This window comes from Cyanobium sp. Maggiore-St4-Cus (genome assembly GCF_024345615.1).
Lineage (GTDB): Bacteria > Cyanobacteriota > Cyanobacteriia > PCC-6307 > Cyanobiaceae > Cyanobium_A > Cyanobium_A usitatum.
Genome location: NZ_JAGQBL010000007.1, coordinates 102,752 through 120,231, shown reverse-complemented (window position 1 = coordinate 120,231; position 17,480 = coordinate 102,752). Strand labels below are relative to the sequence as shown.

At 61.8% G+C, this 17,480-nt stretch carries 10 protein-coding genes; 8 read left to right on the top strand and 2 right to left on the bottom strand.

Annotation, left to right across the window (positions count from 1 at the left end; genetic code table 11):
• The first annotated feature begins 45 nt into the window (after positions 1-45).
• Genes KBY99_RS08560 through KBY99_RS08550 form a run of 3 tightly spaced genes read left to right on the top strand, consistent with a single transcriptional unit; the run spans position 46 to position 2,665 of the window.
• On the top strand, positions 46-1,044 hold the full coding sequence (locus KBY99_RS08560) for a hypothetical protein (protein ID WP_254998557.1): 999 nt from the start codon (positions 46-48) through the stop codon (positions 1,042-1,044).
• A gap of 5 nt (positions 1,045-1,049) precedes the next feature.
• Complete coding sequence (locus KBY99_RS08555; RefSeq protein WP_254998556.1) at positions 1,050-1,694, top strand: cadmium resistance transporter; 645 nt, start codon at positions 1,050-1,052, stop codon at positions 1,692-1,694.
• 26 nt (positions 1,695-1,720) lie between these two features.
• Positions 1,721-2,665, top strand: a complete 945-nt coding sequence (locus KBY99_RS08550; RefSeq protein ID WP_254998555.1) for a hypothetical protein — start codon at positions 1,721-1,723, stop codon at positions 2,663-2,665.
• Positions 2,666-2,717: 52 nt separating this feature from the next.
• Here the strand turns inward: KBY99_RS08550 and KBY99_RS08545 are convergent, their stop codons facing one another.
• The gene (locus KBY99_RS08545; RefSeq protein WP_254998629.1) at positions 2,718-4,286 is read right to left on the bottom strand and encodes a glycoside hydrolase family 57 protein; all 1,569 of its coding nucleotides are present in this window, start codon (positions 4,284-4,286) and stop codon (positions 2,718-2,720) included.
• An 86-nt stretch (positions 4,287-4,372) separates the two neighbouring features.
• Here KBY99_RS08545 and KBY99_RS08540 point away from each other — a divergent pair, with 86 nt between their 5' ends.
• Together KBY99_RS08540 and KBY99_RS08535 are read left to right on the top strand one after the other, a co-directional pair.
• Positions 4,373-6,016: a 2-isopropylmalate synthase gene (locus KBY99_RS08540; RefSeq protein ID WP_254998553.1), complete on the top strand. Its 1,644-nt coding sequence runs from the start codon at positions 4,373-4,375 to the stop codon at positions 6,014-6,016.
• 180 nt (positions 6,017-6,196) lie between these two features.
• Complete coding sequence (locus KBY99_RS08535; protein WP_254961840.1) at positions 6,197-7,045, top strand: carbohydrate ABC transporter permease; 849 nt, start codon at positions 6,197-6,199, stop codon at positions 7,043-7,045.
• A 65-nt stretch (positions 7,046-7,110) separates the two neighbouring features.
• Here KBY99_RS08535 and KBY99_RS08530 read toward each other — a convergent pair whose 3' ends face one another.
• Complete coding sequence (locus tag KBY99_RS08530; protein ID WP_254998552.1) at positions 7,111-7,551, bottom strand: hypothetical protein; 441 nt, start codon at positions 7,549-7,551, stop codon at positions 7,111-7,113.
• A 157-nt stretch (positions 7,552-7,708) separates the two neighbouring features.
• On the opposite strand from KBY99_RS08530, the gene KBY99_RS08525 reads away from it, so the two are divergent.
• From KBY99_RS08525 to KBY99_RS08515, 3 genes are read left to right on the top strand one after another with little or no spacing between them, the layout of a single operon-like run.
• Positions 7,709-8,968 (top strand): MFS transporter, encoded by a 1,260-nt coding sequence (locus KBY99_RS08525; RefSeq protein ID WP_254998551.1) that lies wholly within the window; start codon positions 7,709-7,711, stop codon positions 8,966-8,968.
• Between the two features lie 2 nt (positions 8,969-8,970).
• Positions 8,971-10,080, top strand: coding sequence for an MGDG synthase family glycosyltransferase (locus KBY99_RS08520; RefSeq protein WP_254998550.1), 1,110 nt, complete (start codon positions 8,971-8,973; stop codon positions 10,078-10,080).
• A gap of 19 nt (positions 10,081-10,099) precedes the next feature.
• Positions 10,100-17,479 carry a type I polyketide synthase gene (locus KBY99_RS08515; RefSeq protein ID WP_254998549.1) on the top strand — a complete coding sequence of 2,460 codons (7,380 nt, stop codon included), beginning with the start codon at positions 10,100-10,102 and terminating at the stop codon, positions 17,477-17,479.
• Position 17,480: the final 1 nt, after the last annotated feature.

Here is a 17,480-nt window from a genome sequence, read left to right as displayed (position 1 = left end):
AATGATTGTTTTGCTGGCTAAGGTGATGAAAATGATATTTAATCTGTGCGTTTATCTGTCGGACGTCTTTTTAAATCGGCAATCTTGCTTGCAGGCGTAGCATGGTGCTTTGAGCCTTCGCGGGCAATATCCAGCTCTCCACCTGCTGAAGAGCGTTCACTCGATTTAGGTCATTTGGCTAGGGCGAAGTCGCTTGACCAGAAGCCAGCGGTTCTTAATCCAGTCGATTTAGAGCATCGCCTATTTTATTTCGATATTCAAAACTCATTTGTTTATTCTTTTGTTATCTTATTTTCATCCTTGGGCGCGGCCGCAATTGGCTTTGGTATTCAGCGCACAGCTACTTTTGGATCGTTAACTGATGAACACCGTTCGGCTTCCCGTGCAGCCCTCGGTTTGGCAACAATATTGACTGCCATCGTTATTGGAGTTGTTTCGGACGATGCTATAAGTACATTTAATCAGGCTAATGATAATATCCAAGGCTTGGCAGTTGATACACTTACTCTCGATAAAGTCCTTGACAATTATGGGCCTGAGGCTTCTTCGATTCGCAGGCAGCTCAGGGAGGATATTCGCTACCGTATTGCACGGATCCAGTCAATGAAAGGTTATGCTGTCGCTGATTATCAAGCCGTAGAGCAGCTGCCTCGCATTGAGCTGTTGTTCAGTGATGTTGCAGCTTTAAAGCCTAAAACTGAGATTCAAAAGGAGCTTCGATCCCGAGCAATTGCCATGATCGGTGGGACTTCTAGTTTCGGCGTTCGCGGAAACATGGCCCAGAAGCGCTGGTTGTTCACGGTTGGAGATGCAAATGCTCCCAGGCCAGTATATTTACTTGTAATACTATCACTGGGTCTTGAATTCCTTTGTTTTGGGCTATTAACTAAGCCCCATCGCTTTACATATCTATCAACTGCCTTGGCTGGACTAGTTGTCGCCACAACAATGCTTGTGGTGGTTGAGCTGGATAATCCAATGGATGGCTTCTTTACGGTGTGGGTTGAGCCTTTGCAGAAAGCTGAGCTGTTGATGAATCAGTAATCATCATGGTTGTCTCTGCTTCCCATTCTCTCAATGCGGCGCTCCTCGGAGTAGGTCTCTTTGCCAGTACGAATATCGATGACATCTTCCTGACCATGGCATTTTTTGCCGATCCCAGACTCCGCCGTTCCGCGATTGTGGTTGGCAAGTTTGTGGGTATCGGTTCGTTAACGCTACTCAGCACGATTGCCGCGGCAGGTTCTTTGGTGGTGTCGCCAGAGTGGATCGCGCTGCTGGGCTTTGTGCCCCTGGGACTCGGGCTCCATGCTCTTTGGACGAATCGCCGCCCCGCCGTGGCACTAGAGGATGGTGATGGCATTGAGCAGGCACCTACCGCTTTTCTCGCTCAAGTTGGCGCCGTCGCCGGTGTCACGGCTGCAAATGGGGGAGACAACCTGGGTGTCTATGTTCCTGTTTTTGCTGAAGATTTTTCGGCGATCCCAGTCTTTGTGCTCGTCTTTGCCTTGATGACGGTGCTTTGGTGTGTGGCAGGCAACCTACTGGTCAGTCATCCGCGCTTGATCGGCTCTATGCGCGGCCTCTCTCGGCGATTGTTGCCCTATGTGCTGATCGTATTGGGTGTCTGGATTTTGAGTGGCGCCATCGGCTTGGTTCTGCCTACTGCTAAAGCTGCAGCTATTCAATATTGATCACCCTGAAGACTTTCTCTTCTGCCATGATCTCTCCCATCAACCGCTCCCATGTTTCAAGCCTCCGCCGCGGCTCCCGGCGGATCAAGTTGATTTCAGCTGACATAGCTCTTAGCTGCAATCTGTCTGCTGACACTGTGTGGGTGGTAGATAATGAAGTGCATGTTCTAGATGGAGTCAAGCTCACCATTGATGATGGCGCGAGGATTCTCATCTTGAATGGCGTTGTGTCTAGCAGCCGACTACAACGGGCTGCCTTAATCTTTGATCCGGGCTCGATGCTTTCGGCCGTACGCTTTGCTGTTTACGCTGGAAGTTCGCAGCACCGCATCTCGCGCACTTCCGACAATGGCGGCCTCTGGTTCCTTGGTACATACGCTGGAGGCGCTAGTGATGGTATCCATGTTTCAAAACAACCAGCACAGCGGCCTTCTCTTTTTCGAGCCGTTTCCATCACTGCCTCCCACCTTGGTCGCAAAGATACGTATGTGAACACCAGCAAAGGGCGTGAGGTTGATGTTGGCGACGATATTGATGCTCTAAAATTAATTGGTGTTGGACCTGATGAATGGCAGGTGTCTCAGCTGCGCAGCCTGCATTCTGCCGATGATGGTGTCGATCTAACCAATAGCTACATTCGCCTTAATCGCCTCGAGGTGCGTCAGCCCACTGAGGATGGCCTCAACCTCAGCAGTAGCCGCATTGAGATTCGGCGGAGTCTTTGTTTGGATGTGCAGAAAACGTCAGCTACTGATCGTGATCTTTTCGACTTTGAGACGGATGATGGTGGCTCCTTCGTTGAACTGCCGCGTGGTTGCTGGGTTCGTCTGAATGGTGTATTTGGTGACCAACTATTCCTTTCCTCTCAAGACATGCATCCTCCTCTAGTGGCGGATGACAACGAGGAGCCATATTCTTTTTCTGGCCGACTCAAATCGGATGCAATTGTTTATTCGATTTCTCGGGACTGAGGGTTTTTAATTATTTAAGGCCTGAGTTTTGCTGCAGAAAGTTCTGAGTTTCCTACTGAGATTGGCTCATCCAATCGGCCGCATTGAGCAGGGGGAATAGGCCGTCTTCGATGGCTATTGCCTTGAGCCATTTGGCGGGTAGCTCGGTGCCGTTTTCGATCGCATCCAGCAGGCGCCAGAAACGATCCAGGTGGCGCTCGATCCTTTCTTTGGCCAGTCCGGTGGTGGTGCCGGCCCGCAGAATGAAGCTCCAATCAGAGCTTTGGGCCAGCAACAGTTCCCGGCCCGCCTGGGTGAGCAGGTCCCGCTGGGCTGGGCTGCCAACGCCGCGCCTCACGCGAGCCACCATGGCCTGGGAGGCCCTCTGCCACTCGGCCACCACCCAGGCGTTGGTCTCGTTGAGCCAGTAGTCGTGGTAGCCCCCCTGGCCCCAGCTGCTGGGGGAGGGGCGGCATACCTGCAGGGGGTCGCTGCCGCCGAGGGCCTCCCGCAGGGTGACCAGGCGCACGCCGGCCCCATCGGCCTGGCGGAATAGGGCCGCCAGAAACTGGGGCCCCTCAAACCACCAGTGTCCAAATAGCTCGGCATCGAAGGGGGCCACTAGCAGGGGCCGGCGCTCCATCGAGCGGGCCAGGCTGCCTAGCTCCTCGGCTCGGCCCTGCAGGTAGGTGGCGGCATGCTCTTCGATTCGCTCGGCCGCAACTGCGGGTTCGTAGGGCTGTTTCTGGTCGAGGGGGCAGCCCTGGGCCGTGACCCGGTGCAGCTTCAGGCCAAGGGGCCGGCGGCTGGCGATGGCATGGCTGGCTAGTTCGCTATCGGGCAGATCCCAGCCCAGGTCGCGGTGGAATTCCCGGTAGGCGCCATCGCCGGGGTAGCCCTCGCGGGCGCTCCACACCGGCAGGGTGGCGCTGCTGTCGCGGCCGAAGAAGGCGGCCCCGGCCGGCGAGCAGATCGGAGCGAATACGCCATAGCGAGGGCGGGGCAGGGCGTGCAGCAGGCCGTGGGCATCAAGCACCGAGTAGCGCAAACCGCAGCCCACCAGCTGCTGGTCGAGGCCTTCGTAGTAGGCGCATTCCGGCAGCCAGATGCCCAGGGGCCGCTCACCCAGCAGGCGCTCGTGCTCGCGCACTGCGGTGACCAGCTGGGCCCGCACCGCCTCTGGCACCTGGCGCAGCAGGGGCAGGTAGCCGTGGGTGGCACCGCAGGTGATCAGATCGAGCACCCCCTGTTGCTGCAGCCTGCGGAAGCGTGGGATCAGTTGCCCTTTGATCTGACGCCACTGGCTCACCACCGCTTCCAGTTGTGCTGACAGGTGGCTGGCGGCTGGGCCTAGGGCTTGCGGGGCTTGCAGCAGCAGCTCCTGGCGGACGGCAATCCAGGCCAGGAAGCGGCCATTGAGCTGGGGATCGGCCAGCAGGGAAAGCAAGGTGGGCGAGAGGCCGAGGGTGAGCCGGGGGCGCTGGCGACGGTCAGCGGCGGCGGCCTCGAGCACGCCCAGCAGCGGCAGGTAACACTCCTGGAGCGCCTGGAAATACCAATCTTCTTCCAGCGAACCGGGTTCGCTGGAGCGCACGTAGGGAAGATGGGCGTGGAGGACTAGGGCCAGATCGCCTGCGGCCATAACCATCCTGCGATAACAGCACTCTAGGCGTAGTGCCCGCATACAATGGGCTATCTCATAGTCATTCCGCCTAGAGGGGCTCCCCTATGGCCCGCGATCCCGGCCGCGTATTGATCTTCGATACCACCTTGCGCGATGGCGAGCAGTCGCCTGGCGCCAGCCTGAACCTCGAGGAGAAGCTGGCGATCGCCCAGCAGCTAGCCAGGCTGGGGGTGGACATCATCGAGGCCGGTTTCCCCTTTGCCAGCCCCGGCGACTTCAACGCCGTGCAGCGCATTGCCGAAACCGTTGGCACCGCCGATGGGCCGGTGATCTGCGGCCTGGCTCGGGCCGCTGCCGGCGACATCAAGGCCTGCTCTGATGCGGTGGCGCCCGCTGCTAAGCGGCGCATCCACACCTTTATTGCCACCAGCGACATCCATCTCGAGCACAAGCTGCGCAAGAGCCGCTCCGAGGTGCTGGCGATCACCGCCGAGATGGTGGCCTACGCCCGCTCGCTGGTCGACGATGTGGAGTTCTCCTGCGAAGACGCCGGCCGCAGCGATCCGGAGTTCATGCATCAGGTGATCGAGGCGGCGATCAGCGCCGGTGCCACCACGATCAACATCCCCGACACCGTGGGCTACGCCACCCCGGCGGAATTCGGTGAGCTGATCGCCGGTATCAATGCCCAGGTGCCCAACATCGACCAGGCGGTGATCTCGGTGCATGGCCACAACGACCTGGGCCTGGCGGTGGCCAACTTCCTCGAGGCGGTGAAAAACGGCGCCCGCCAGCTGGAGTGCACGATCAACGGCATCGGCGAGCGGGCTGGCAATGCCTCGCTCGAGGAGCTGGTGATGGCCCTGCACGTGCGGCGCAGCTACTTCAACCCCTTCCTGGGGCGGCCCGCCGAGAGCACCGAACCGCTCACGGGCGTGCGCACCGAGGAGATCACCAAGACCTCGCGGCTGGTGAGCAATCTCACCGGCATGGCGGTGCAGCCCAATAAGGCGATCGTGGGCGCCAACGCCTTTGCTCACGAGAGTGGCATCCACCAAGACGGCGTGCTCAAAAACCGCCTCACCTACGAAATCATTGATGCCCGCACGGTCGGTTTGGCCGACAACCGCATCTCCCTTGGCAAGCTGAGCGGCCGCAGCGCCTTCCGGGCCCGGCTCGAGGAGCTGGGCTACACGCTCGAGCGTGAGGATCTCGACGATGCCTTCGCCCGCTTCAAGGAGCTCGCGGATCGCAAGCGGGAAATCAGCGACCGCGATCTCGAGGCGATCGTGAGCGAGCAGGTGCAGCAACAGGATGGCGGCAGCTTCACCCTCAAGAGCGTGCAGGTGAGCTGTGGCACTGGCTTGCAGCCCACCGCCACCGTCACCCTGGTAACTGCGGATGGCGCCGAGCTCAGCGAGGCGGCGATCGGCACCGGGCCGGTGGATGCGGTGTGTCAGGCGCTCAATCGGCTGGCCCAGGTGCCCAATGAGCTGGTGGAATTTTCGGTGAAATCGGTGACCGAAGGCATCGATGCCATGGGCGATGTGACGATCCGGCTGCGCCACGAGGGTGTGCTCTATTCGGGCCACTCAGCCGACACTGACATCGTGGTGGCTGCCGCCCAGGCCTTCGTGAACGCCCTCAATAGGCTTGTAGCAGGTGGGCGTCACCAGCCGCTGCACCCCCAGAAGGCGCCGCTGCCGGTAGTGGGCGACTTGCCCCTGGCCGACCGGCCGCGGGTTTAGGCAGGTGGGTTTAGGCCGCTGGGTGGGTGTGGCGTTTCAGCTTGGGATCACGCCTTGGGCTGTGTGTTGTTTTTGTTGATTAGCTAAGCCAAGACTAAGCTAGGCGCCCAAATACTCGTTCCCCGGCCCGGCCAGCCGCCCCCCCCCTGAGTCATCTGATTCCCTTCAGCTCCCCCCGCCATGAGCCTGCCCCTCTCCGGACCGCGCCGCTCACGGCTCAGTGCCGCCGCCCAGCTGATTTTGCTGTTGCTGGTGGCCCTGGCGATGCTGGTGCCCCTGCTGTGGCTGGTGAGCACCTCGCTCAAGGGTCCGGCGGAGGACATTTTCACCAGCCCGCCAGCCCTCTGGCCCAGTCAGCCCAGCTTTGAGGCCTACAGCCGCCTTTTTACCGACAACCCAATCGGCACTTACCTGCTCAACAGCACGATTGTGAGTGGCCTGGCGGTGCTGGCCAACGTGCTCTTCTGCTCGCTGGCGGCCTATCCCCTGGCCCGCATGAATTTTCGCGGCCGCGGTTTGGTGCTGGCCCTAGTGGTAGCAACGATTTTGATCCCCTTTCAGGTGGTGATGATTCCGCTCTACCTGCTGATGGTGCAGATCGGCCTACGCAACACCCTTTGGGCCCTGATCATTCCCCAGGCGGCCACCGCCTTTGGCATCTTCCTGCTGCGGCAGAGCTTCCTGGGGGTGCCGGTGGAGCTGGAGGAGGCAGCCCGTTGCGATGGCTGCACGCCGGTGGGCGAGTGGTGGAACGTGATGATCCCAGCGGCCCGGGCCGACCTGATCACCCTGGCGATGTTCGTATTTATCGGCACCTGGAGCGATTTTCTCTGGCCCCTGGTGATCCTCGATGAACCCGAGCTCTACACCCTGCCGCTTGGGCTGCAGCAGCTGGCCAGCAGCTTTTCGCTCGATTGGCGCCTGGTGGCAGCCGGAGCGGTGATTTCGATCCTGCCGGTGCTGGTGGTGTTTATCGGCCTGCAGCGCTACATCCTGCCCAGCGCCGCCGGCGATGCAGTCAAAGGTTGAAAACCAGTCCAAGGTTGAAAACCAGTGGAAAAGGTTGAAAACCAGTGAAAAGATCCTCTGGTTGATCAGTTACCAGTTGAAGGGGGGCGCACAGGCGGCAGGGCTGGCACTCCCAAAGGCAGCTCATCGATTTTCGGGTCAGTCGTTTCGCTGGGGCGGGCTGCGCGCAACTTGCTGAGCTCGGCCCGCAGGTTGGCGGTTTCGCGGCTCAGCCCATCGATGCGGGTGCCGTTGCGCTCCACCGCTTGCAGCCGCTCCACCGTGGAGCGCAGCTGCTGTTCCAGGCCAGTGGTGCGATCAAGGGCCCGGCTGTTCTCCAACCCCTGCACCCGCTCCTGCAACTGGCGGATGGTGGCGCTCTGCTGGCGGGATTTACCCACGATCACAAAGAAAAGCACCACCAGCATTGCCGTGACGCCGGCCTGCAGCCAGGGCACCCAGGCTAGGGAAGCGCCGTTGGAGCTGGCTTCGGTGCTGATCGCGACTTGGTCAGGGGCTGGGGTCATCAAGGCAAGCTGCCGAGGATGCTTCGATCCTGCCGGCAAGCAGGACTTTTGTCAGGGATGTGAACTCCTGTGGGAGGGTGAATGTATTGGAAAAGGAGAGCCGACTGTGCTGGTGGCTGGCCCAAAACTTAGGTCGCTGCCAAGGCCATTTCTGGTCATGTGGGCGGGCCAGCTGCTCTCAAACCTCGGCACTCAGGTGAGTCTTTACGCCTTGGGGCTGTGGCTGTTCCAGCAGCATGGCCAGCTGAGTGCCTTTGCTGCGGTGGCGGTTGTGGTGCAGCTGGCCAAGTTGGCATCCCTTTCGCTATTGGGCCGTCAACTGGAACGTTGGCCGCCGCGACGGGTGATGCTTGCCGCTAACGGCCTCGGCAGCACCTGCACTTTGGGCCTGGCCTTCACCTTGATGATGCGTCCAGCCACCCTGCTACCGGTGTTGCTTTGCATTGGGCTGGCAGCGGCAGCAGAGGCGGCTCTGGTGGTGACCTGGTCCAGCCAACTGGCCAGATTTGTGTCTACAGAGCAGCTGGGAGCCGCCAGCGGGCTCTTCGCTGGGTCGGATGGCGCTGTGGTGATGGCAGCTCCTCTCCTCGGCGCTGTGCTGGCGGCGACGGCCGGGTTGCCGGGTGTACTCGTCACTGACAGCCTTACGTCACTTATTGCTGCGGCCTGCACGCTTCTGGTGGCCTGGCCGCAGTCGTTGTCAGCCCCGCTCACTACGGCTGCTGGTCATGGGGCTTCCCCTCCGCTAGGGGTGCGCCATGCCTTGAGCGAGTTGTGGAGCAATCGGCGCTGGCGCCCCCTGTTGCAGATCAACAGCGTGGTGGTGGGCGTGTTTGCTGCTATTGAGATCGCTTTCCCCGCCTGGGTGGTGGCGGCAAGCGGCTCCCAGCGTCTGATCCTGGCTCTGGCCCTGGCCGGATTGGGCTATGCCGGTGGGCTCTGGCTATGGGCCCGGGTGCCTCGCTGCCATTGGCTGGACTGGCTGCGCATCGTGTTGCTGCTCCAGGCGGTGCTACTTACCGGGGCTGGGCTGGTGTGCTTTCAGCAGTGGCAGGGGGTGTGGTTTTTGGCCGTGGCCCTATTTGCTGCTGCGGTTCCGGTTGCTCTTGGCGCCCTCCAGAGTCTTTGGTTGTGCTGGGTGCCTTTGGCTTTACAGCCGCGGCTGTTTGTTGGCCGTTATGGCCTGGAGTGGATCTCCCGTCTAGGAGCTCTGCTGGGGATGAGTTTGCTGGCCGATGGGGTGATAGCCCCGCTGATCCGGGGGAGCTACTGGCCCGCTTGGCTGTTGGACGCCCTTGGCCGCGGCCCGGGGCGCCCGACGGCGATGGCGATCGGCTTGCTTGGCTGGGTTTTGCTGATTCCCCTTTGGCGGCTCTGGCGTCCGCTGGGACGCCTTCACCTGGATGAAAATAGATAGTGATGAAAGTTCTGATTTATACATCCAGTGGCGGCACTGCTCACGACTCGGCCGCCGAGGCAATTCGGCATTGGTTGGAGCGTGAGCGGCCGAATATCGAAGTGCGTGTCGATCAGGTGTTGGAGCGCTCGAGTAGCACCTATCGAGGTGGCGTAGAGCTCTACAACTGGATCCAACGCCGACGCCCCTGGCTGCACCAGATCTACTGGCGGGCTATGGAACTGGAAGATCTGGTCAAGCCGGGCACCGTTCTATTCGGGCGCCGTTACTTGATTCGTGAGCTTCAGGACTTCCGCCCGGATGTGCTGATCTCCACCCACCCTCACACCAATCGTGGCCATTTCGATTTGGCTAAAAGGGTTTTGGGTAACCAGCTTCGATGCATCACTTGCTGCACTGAGCTCGATGGTGGTTTTGGCTTTAGCCGCAACTGGCTCAGTCGCAGAACCGATCTGTTCTGGGCCCTTACAGAGGAGGTAGTCAAGGAAGTGCGGCGACGACGTCCAGGGGTTCCAGTGGAGCTGCTTGGGCCTCTCCTTTACCCGGACTATCACGATGGTGGGCCGGCGCCTGCTGCTGCTGAAGGCCTGCCCCTGTTGGTGCTCGGCACGGGCTCAAATGGCGCGAATAACCACATCCCCCTGCTGGAGCAGCTACTGCCGTTTGCTGGTCAGCTGACGGTGGCGGCCCTATGCGGCCGACGACAGATTGTGCGGGAGGAAGTGCAGGCCTGGGTAGATCGGCACCCAGCGCTGGCTGTTCAGGTGCTCGACTATCAGGGACCGGCGGCGATGGCTGATCTTTATCGTCGCGCCTGGGCCATGGTTAGCCGCCCAGGTGCCCGAACTGCCACTGAGGCTCTGTTTATGGGATGCCCACTGGTGTTCAACCATTACGGCACAACCATGCCTCAGGAATTGCTAGCCCCCCGGTATTTCCATGCCCGAGAATTGGAGTCTGCCATTAGACAGCCTGAAGAGCTGTCAACCTTGGTGCACCAATGGCTGACCAATCCACCTGCGTATTTGGCCCTACGGCATCGCTATCAGCAGCACCGCCTGTCGGCCGATCCGGGCACAATCCTCGAGCGCTTAGCCCTTAAGCAACAATGAGATGAATTTGACAGGCCCCATGCCAGAGCCGATTGCAATCGTGGGCATGGGATGCCGGCTTCCGGCGGGTATCAATTCACCTGAAAGTTTTTGGAGATTTCTAAGGGAAGGTCGTGAGGCGATCACAGAGGTGCCCCCCGACCGCTGGAATTTGGATCTCCACTACAACCCTGACCCTGGCCATCCGCTCACTCAGCATGTGCGCCACGGTGGTTTTGTAGAGGGCATAGATCAGTTCGATGCGGCCTTTTTCGGCATTACGCCCAGGGAAGCGGTCTGTATGGATCCCCAGCAGAGGCTTTTGCTTGAAGTGGCTTGGCGGGCCCTCGAGGATGCAGGCAAGCCCCTCGAGCATGTGCGCGGCTCGGCGGTGGGGGTGTTCATGGGCATCTCCAGCTCCGACTACAGCTCCTTGCTTTGGGCTTCGCGGGAGCGCTTCATTACTCCGGACAACGAGCCATTCGTGTTGCCAGGCAACACAGGTTGCATAGCTGCAAACCGCATCTCGTATTTCTTTGATTTCAAGGGCCCCAGCTTCACTGTGGACACCGCTTGCTCCTCCTCCCTGGTAGCGGTGCACTTGGCCTGCGAAAGCATCTGGCGGGGCGAATCCGAGGCTGCCCTCGCCGGTGGTGTGCAGGCGTTGATTCACCCCGGCATTCAGATGAGCTTTTGCAAGGCCGGCCTGCTGGCGCCAGATGGGCGTTGCAAGAGTTTTGATGCCAGTGCTGACGGATATGTGCGTTCGGAGGGAGCCGGGGCGGTGCTGCTCAAGCCCCTAGCCGCTGCCCAATCAGAAGGAGATTCGATCTACGCGGTGATCCATGGCTCAGCCGTCAATTCTGATGGCCGCAGCAATGGCATGGTTGCTCCCAATGCTCGGGCCCAGATCGCCTGCGTGCGCGCGGCCTTTGCCAAGGCAGGCATTGACCCATCGGCTACCCAGTACGTCGAGGCTCACGGTACGGGCACTCGCCAGGGAGATCCGATTGAACTTCGGGCTCTCGGCACCGTGCTTGGCGAAGGGCGTACTGAGGGGGAGTCCTGCCGCGTGGGTTCGGTGAAAACCAACCTTGGTCACTCGGAAACTGCCGCTGGCATAACCGGATTGATCAAGGCGGCCCTTTGCGTAGCTAAGCGACAACTACCCCCCAGCTTGCATTGCCTCCGCCCAAATCCTTCCATTGATTTTGCCGGCCTAAAGTTGCAGGTTCAGACCGAACTGGAGCCGTTCCCCCATCAGGATCGAGCCTTGGTGGTGGGGGTTAGTTCCTTCGGTTTCGGTGGAACCAACGCCCATGTCGTGCTGGCAGATGCTCCCCGCCAGAGCGCGCCTATTCGCTTTGGCGCGCGCATGCCGCTGCAGCTAATCACCCTCTCGGCTCGTACACCTGAGGCTCTCAACAGGATTGCCTTCGAGCTAGTTCAGCAGTTGCAGGAGCAGCCCAACATCAAGCTCACCGATTTGGCCGCTTCCGCAAACCTAGGTCGCACTGGCTTTCGAAGGCGGGCGGTCTTTCTGGCCCGAGATAAGGATCATCTGGTGTCCCAGCTCCAATCCCTGGCAAGCGACCGACGTCCTCTTCCTGAAGGCGTCTACTGCGCCACCGCATCAAGGCGCCTTGGCAAGCTGGCTTGGCTTTTTACTGGACAGGGTTCTCAGGCCCTTGGCATGGGCCAAGAGCTGCTGGCCCATCCCACTTTCCTTGAGGCTTTTGAAAGGGTTGCGGCTCTGCTGGATCCACAGCTAGATAAACCCCTGCGCGAGTTTTTGACGCCCCGGGATGGGGATGAGGCCGAGGCTGCGGCCCTGCTTAATCAGACCGGAGCTACCCAGCCAGCTCTGTTTGCTGTGGGCTATGCCCTCAGCCAGCTCTGGCAAAGCTGGGGGGTGCGACCTGATCTGCTGATGGGTCACAGCATTGGCGAGGTCCTCGCCGCGCACTTGGCCGGTGTTTTTTCCCTGGAGGATGCCTGTCGCCTGGTGTCGGCTCGTGGCCGACTAATGCAGGCTTTGCCTACAGGGGGCGGGATGGTGGCTTTGCTGGCTCCGCTTGACCAGGTCCAAGCCTTGCTAGCGCGCCACCCAGAGTTGGTGGTGGCTGCTTACAACGGCCCGTTAAACACGGTGGTGGCTGGACCCAGCGCTGCCTTGCGGCAGCTACTGGCGGATGCTGATGCAGTTGGCTGCAACGCCCGTCAGCTGTCTGTTTCCCATGCCTTTCACACCCGGGCAATGGCTCCGATGCTTGAGGCCTTCGAGCTCGAACTGCGCCAGCTCAGTTATGCGCCCCCCAGTAAGCCGCTGGTGAGCAATCTCACTGGTTTGCTAGCTGGCGCGGAGATTGCCCAGCCGGACTACTGGTGTGACCAAATACTCAGCCCTGTGCAATTTGCCCAAGGTATTGACACCCTTGTCTCACAAGGTGCCCAGGTGTTTCTTGAGATCGGTGCTCGCCCCACGCTCATTGGCATGGCGCGTCAATGCACTCAGGATCAATCCCTCACCCACTGGCCTTCCCTGGAGCAGGGAAAGTCTGACTGGCAGGTGCTTTTCACGAGCCTCGGTGGCCTCTGGCGCGATGGCTACGGCATTGACTGGGCCGGATTCCATCGCCCCTTCCCTGCCCTCCGCATCACCCTGCCCGGCTACCCCTTTGAGAGGCAGCGCCATTGGTGGAGCCGCCAGGGAGAGGGCCCAGCTCCAGGTGGCTTCTGGCTCGACCATTTGGGGATCACGGCTTTAAACAGCACGCCTCAAGCCCCTGTTTTCCAGCCTGGAGTGGATAGGCCATCCTCCAGTGGTTCGCGTTCTGCTGCTGAGAGGTTCACTCGGATCGATCTGCCTGGCGAAACGGAGGTGCACCAGACGCGTTTGTGTAGTGAGGGAACCGACCTAAGCGACCACCGGATTCGCACTCAGGCGGTGTTTCCGGCTGCGGGGTTCATTTTGGCGGCACTGGCCCTTTTGGATCAAGCCGAGCAGCCCCTGAGGCTGGGTTCGATGAAACTGGATCAGCCGCTGAAGTTGGTCGCGCCAGGTGCAGCGGCCTGGCTCCAGGGCCATTGGTGCACCGATGGACTGACTTTCTACAGCCGGCCCGATGCTGCCGAGCTCTCCCCCTGGCAGCGTCATGGCGAGGTGTCCCTAGCTGGGGACTTGCCGGTAGAGCCGCCATTTGCCCTGTCGCCGGCGCCGGACTCGGTTCAACAGGTGGAGCTTGATGGCTTCTACGAAGCCTTGGCGCAGGTGGGTCTGGAGTACGGCCCTACCTATCGCGGCCTGCGGCAACTCAAGCTGGCGGAAGGTCAAGCCTGGGCTGAGCTGGAGCGACCGGAGAGGGGCCAGGACCGGGGGCTACTCGACAGTTGTTTCCAGGCTGTGGCTGTGCTCCTGGATCCAGCGGCCCGGGAAGGCCAGCTGCTTCTCCCCGTGGGGCTGGAGCAGCTTTGGCTGGCGGCCTTGCCCCTACCTGATCGTTTGCAATGTCAGGTGCGGCTTCAGCCGAGTCAGGAGCCGGCCTTCGTTCTCGCTGACCTAGTGCTCCATGAGGGCGGCGCTCCCTTGGGCTGGATTCGGGGCTTCCGGCTGCGGCGCCTGCCTAGGCAGGCGATGGAGTGGTTGTTTCCCCTGCCGGCGGCTAACCCCCAGCCAGGCGCGCAGAACTGGTTGCTGGAAACAAACTGGCAGGAGGCAACGAACTTCAATTCACAGCCGCTGTCAGGCCCCACACCGCTGAGAATTGCTGAAGGTGAGGTGATCCCCCCAGGAGTAGGGCCCCTTTTGCTCTGGCCTGATCTCACTAAGCCTGCCTGTGAGTTGGAGGCGTTGGCAGCCCAAATGCTGCTTTGGGCCCAGCAGCTGGCAGCCGTCCCGCCCCGGCCTGTTTGGCTTGTGCTGCAGGGAGAGGGGCCTCTCGCTGCCGGCTTAGCAGCGTTTGGGCGTTCGGCTGCGCTTGAACAGCCCGCCCTGGGTTGGACAGTGCTTCTTATTCAAGAAGGCAGCCCGCCAGCTGCTGCCGATTGGTCAGCCCTGTTTGCGCTAGGTGAGCGCGAACCTTTGCTGGCCTGGCGTGATGGCAGGGCTTGGGTGCAGCGTCTTAATCCCCTGGCCGATGCGCCCTTCCGCTTGGAAAGCGGTTCGTTGGGCAGCCTGGAGACATTGCGGGCAGTGCCCCTGGAGAGGCGGTCGCCTGGCCCCGGGGAACTGGAACTGGCGGTGGAGGCAACGGGCCTCAATTTCCGCGATGTGTTGAACGCTCTGGGACTGCTGGCGGGCTACAGCCGTGAACTTGGCATGGATGCTGATGCCCGCATGCCCTATGGCGGCGAATGTGTGGGTCGGGTGGTGGCCGTTGGTCCTGGTGTGGATCCGGGGCTGGTGGGTGAGCGGCTGCTGGCCGCCTTGGCGGTGGGCAGCCTGGCTAGCCACGTTGTCTGCCGCGCCGCCCTTTGTGTGCCACTGCCACCGGCGCTAGATCCGGCCCTGGGTGCCAGCGTCAGCACGGCTTTCCTCACAGCTATCTACGGCCTCCAGACCCTGGCCCAGCTGCTCCCTGGCGACACTGTGCTGATCCATGCGGCCGCTGGGGGGGTTGGTCAGGCGGCCCTGCAGGTGGCCCGACGCTGCGGTGCCCGGGTGTTCGCTACCGCCAGTGCGGCTAAGCAGGCGGGTCTGCTGCAGCAGGGGGTGGAGGCTGTGTTTGATTCCCGCAGCCTCGACTTTGCCGAGCAGGTGCTGGCCGTCACCGGCGGTCGGGGAGTGGATGTGGTGCTCAACAGCCTGAAGGGCGACTGGGTGGAGGCAAGTTTTGCTGCCCTGGCTGACGGCGGCCGTTTTGTGGAGCTTGGCAAAATTGAGATTTGGAGTCGGGAGGAGGCCCTCCGCCGCCGGCCCGACAGCAGTTACCTGCCCTTCGATCTGCTGGAGGTGGCCGCTGCCGACCCCGGCCTTGTGCGCGGCTTATTGCTGGAGCTGCTGGCCGATCTTGAGGCCGGCCGCTACGCGCCGATCGCGCTGCAGGCGTTTCCGATCGAGCGCGGCGTGGAGGCGTTTCGGCTAATGGCCCAGGCCCGGCACGTGGGCAAGGTGGTGATCACCCAGCCAGAGCGGCCGGCTGCCTGGGCGATCCGCCCTGAGGCTAGTTATTTGGTGACGGGGGCTTTTGGTGCAATCGGCCAGCAGCTCTGTTTCTGGCTGGCTGAGCAAGGTGCTCGTTCCCTTCTGCTATTAGGACGCAGACCTGACCCCACGTTGGTGGAGCGCTTGCAGGCCCAAGGAGTTGGCTGCGAAGTGGTCGCCTTCGATTTGGCTGCCGATCCGGTAGAGCGCTTAGTCGAGGCTCTGCGGGGCCAACCCTTGGCGGGCCTATTCCACGCCGCCGGTCATTTGGATGACGGTCTTCTGGAGGGGCAGACCCCCGCTCGCCAGGCGGCGGTGATTGCGCCCAAATTGGCTGGCTGGCAGAAGCTGGAGTTGGCCTGCCGGCTGGCCGACTGCCAGCCGGAGTTTGGAGTGGCCTTTTCATCGATGGCCGCTCTGCTCGGATCCCCCGGGCAAACCAGCTATGCCACGGCCAATGGAGCTCTCGATGGCTTGGCGGCCACTGCAAACGACTGGCCTCTGCTCTCGGTGCAGTGGGGGCCTTGGGGCGGGGCCGGCATGGCCGAGGGGCTTGAGCGCCGCTTTGCCGCCCTGGGGGTTGGCCTGCTTCCACCTCCTCAGGCATTTGGGGCCCTGGGATTGCTGTTGGAGCGGGGCAGGTCTGGTTGCGTAGCCGTGCTCAACAATGACTGGCCCAAGCTGGCAGCCCAGCTTGGTAACCGTCAGGCGGCCATGCTGCAACCGCTGCTTGATGTTGACGGCCGCGGCGATCAAGGGGGCGAGGGTGAGATCCTGCGCCGCCAGCTCGCCGAGGCCGACTCTGACCAGCGCCCGGCGCTGGTGGTTGCGCTGCTGCAACAGCGCTTGGCGATTGTGATGGGGCTGGAGGATGGGCGCAGTCTTGATTCCGGTGATTCCCTGTTCCACATCGGCCTCGATTCGCTCATGGCTGTGGAGCTGGCGGCAGGGATCCAGCGGGACCTGGGGGTGAAGTTGGAGCTTGAATCCCTCGCTGGCGATCCCACGATCGAAGCCCTGGCGGCGGTATTGCTAGAGGCTCTGGTAGATCCCCAGGCTGGGGCAGAGAGGGTGTTGGATTTGGGCCGGGAAGCCCAGTTGGCATCTCACTGGAGCTTGCCAGCGGTCTCCACCACTACCGCCTCCGCAGCAGCAGGCCCAGGGGAGGCGATTTTGGTTACGGGCGCTTCCGGCTTCCTGGGGGCATACCTGCTGGCGGGCCAGCTGCAGCGCTGGGATCAAGTGCGGGTGCGGTGCCTGGTGCGGGCCAGCGATCCCTCCCAGGGGCTAAAGCGGATTCGCGCCAACCTTGATCACTACGGTCTCTGGCAGGACAGCTGGAGCGAACGTCTGGTAGCGGTGCCCGGCGATCTGGCCCAGCCCCGCTTCGGTCTCTCGGAGCATGGCTTTGCTGAGCTGGCTCAAGGCCTAGGGGGCATCCTGCACAACGGTGCCCAGCTCAGCCAGATGGCCCCCTACAGCCAACTGGAGGCGGCCAATGTGGGCGGCACCAAGACGGTGCTCGACCTGGCGGTGCATCCGGCCGCCATCGGCTCCCTGCCCGTGCAGCTGATCTCCAGCGTGGCGGTCTTCGAGGCGGCCGCCTACCGCAACCGGGCGGTGCTGGAAACCGACGACGTGTCGGGGTGGCGCGGCATCCATGTGGGCTACTCCCAAACCAAATGGGTGAGTGAGCGGCTGGTGCTGGCCGCTGGGGCTGCCGGGTTGCCGGTCACGGTGTATCGCCCGCCGCTAATAGGGGGCCATTCCCAGACAGGCGCATGGCACCAGGACGACCTGCTGCACCGGCTGCTGCGGGGTTGCCTAGCTCTGGGTATGGCGCCCGATCTGCCCTGGGAGCTGGATCTGGTGCCGGTGGACTACGTGGCCGATGCGGTTACGGCTCTGGCCTGGACGCCGGAAGCGGTGGGCCGCAACGTGCACTTGCAACACCCCCAGCCGATGCTGCTGGCCGATCTGCTTAGTAACCTGATCGAGCGGGGGGCACCGCTGGAGCTGGTGTCGATGGAGCGCTGGCTGGAGGCGATCGATGCTGATCCGGCCAACCCCCTGCACGGCATTCGCGCCTTCTTCGTGCGGCGCTGGGGCGACGAGCAGCTCACCTACCCCGAGCTCAATCAGGCCGGGGTGCGGGCGCGGCCCAGCTGCCTGGCCACCGTGACGGCCTTGGCGGCCCATGGCGTGCGCTGCCCGGGCTTCGAGGAACTGATCGGGCCCTATGCCCGCAGCCTGATCACCGGCATGGCATCGCTGTGAT

Excerpts from the sequence above, each read along its gene's own strand:
- KBY99_RS08555 (WP_254998556.1), top strand. The coding sequence starts at position 1,050 with ATGGTTGTCTCTGCTTCCCATTCTCTCAATGCGGCGCTCCTCGGAGTA.
- KBY99_RS08550 (WP_254998555.1), top strand. The coding sequence starts at position 1,721 with ATGATCTCTCCCATCAACCGCTCCCATGTTTCAAGCCTCCGCCGCGGC.
- KBY99_RS08545 (WP_254998629.1), bottom strand. The coding sequence starts at position 4,286 with ATGGCCGCAGGCGATCTGGCCCTAGTCCTCCACGCCCATCTTCCCTAC.
- KBY99_RS08540 (WP_254998553.1), top strand. The coding sequence starts at position 4,373 with ATGGCCCGCGATCCCGGCCGCGTATTGATCTTCGATACCACCTTGCGC.
- KBY99_RS08535 (WP_254961840.1), top strand. The coding sequence starts at position 6,197 with ATGAGCCTGCCCCTCTCCGGACCGCGCCGCTCACGGCTCAGTGCCGCC.
- KBY99_RS08530 (WP_254998552.1), bottom strand. The coding sequence starts at position 7,551 with ATGACCCCAGCCCCTGACCAAGTCGCGATCAGCACCGAAGCCAGCTCC.
- KBY99_RS08525 (WP_254998551.1), top strand. The coding sequence starts at position 7,709 with ATGTGGGCGGGCCAGCTGCTCTCAAACCTCGGCACTCAGGTGAGTCTT.
- KBY99_RS08520 (WP_254998550.1), top strand. The coding sequence starts at position 8,971 with ATGAAAGTTCTGATTTATACATCCAGTGGCGGCACTGCTCACGACTCG.
- KBY99_RS08515 (WP_254998549.1), top strand. The coding sequence starts at position 10,100 with ATGCCAGAGCCGATTGCAATCGTGGGCATGGGATGCCGGCTTCCGGCG.